We start from the raw sequence: 983 nt of genomic DNA, 5'->3' as shown, positions 1-983 counted from the left end.
TCAGGCCGGGGAGGATGTCAAGGTATTCTGTAGAGTACGCCAAGGCTGGCTCTTGCTACGGCCCCTAGATGTTGCCTTGTGTAACAGCAAGGGCATAATCTTTTGTCCTGCCTAGAGGTCTGCTGTACAACGAAGAGCGAGATACAGCTTTTCTCGACGTTGTGGGAGGTCTGTGGAGTTATCTGTGGAGTTAATAGAATCCCGGCCCCCTACACGTCTGTACTGGCTTCGGGAGGCGTCGTCGGAAAAAGCTGTGAGCCCCATTGCTAGCAACAGCCGGTTAGTTCCACTTTTGGGAATCGTCATGGAAAGTCGTGGTTACAAAAAGTCCTCACAGAAGAGCTTTGAGTTGATGCGGCATTTCGCAGAAACCTACGCCAAACGCTCCGAGACCTTTTTCTGCTCGGATCCATCAATTACGACGGCGGTGATCGAAGGCTTGGCTCTGCACAAAGAGCAATTGGGCGCCCCGCTGTGTCCCTGTCGTTTTTATGAAGACAAAGAGGCAGAAGCAAAAGCAGGCTATTGGAATTGCCCCTGTGTACCCATGCGGGAGCGAAAGGAATGTCACTGTATGCTGTTCTTAACGCCGGATAACCCCTTTGCCGGCAAGAGCCAAACCCTAGAGGAGGTGCCCCTGGAATACCAAACTACCAAATGACAGCGCCCGGCAGGGACAAAGGCAGGCTTTGGAAGGGTGACAGGGCTCGGTATAATCGAAAAGCCGTTGGGCAATGGTTATTTGCACGAGGAGGAAACGCTTTTATGACTCCCTCACTTGCTAACTTCCTCTGGAGCTTGGTGGCTGGTGCAGTTGTGCTGGGGGCTCTCTTTGGCGCCATCATCTTTGTCAGCCAAAGGGATAAAGTGCGTCGTCGCTGAGATCCCCGCTCGTTGGCACTTGCCCGCCAATGCTTCCCTTTTCCCTGTACTGCTATCGCTGGGTGGGGAGAGACTGGGGTGGCAAGATGTGGCTGCGGTAC

General features: G+C 53.5%; 2 protein-coding genes. Both read left to right on the top strand.

The window, feature by feature from the left end; genetic code table 11:
- Positions 1–304 precede the first annotated feature (304 nt).
- On the top strand, positions 305–661 hold the full coding sequence (locus NW819_RS00150) for a ferredoxin-thioredoxin reductase catalytic domain-containing protein (protein ID WP_011432451.1): 357 nt from the start codon (positions 305–307) through the stop codon (positions 659–661).
- A gap of 104 nt (positions 662–765) precedes the next feature.
- Entirely contained in the window at positions 766–882 is a 117-nt protein-coding gene (locus tag NW819_RS00145) for a photosystem II reaction center X protein (protein ID WP_011432450.1), read from the top strand.
- Positions 883–983 lie beyond the last annotated feature (101 nt).

Origin of the sequence: Synechococcus sp. R8-2, from assembly GCF_047461715.1 — a bacterium.
GTDB lineage: Bacteria > Cyanobacteriota > Cyanobacteriia > Thermostichales > Thermostichaceae > Thermostichus.
The sequence above is the reverse complement of the archived record's forward strand: the minus strand, read 5'-3'. Positions and strand labels throughout refer to the sequence as shown.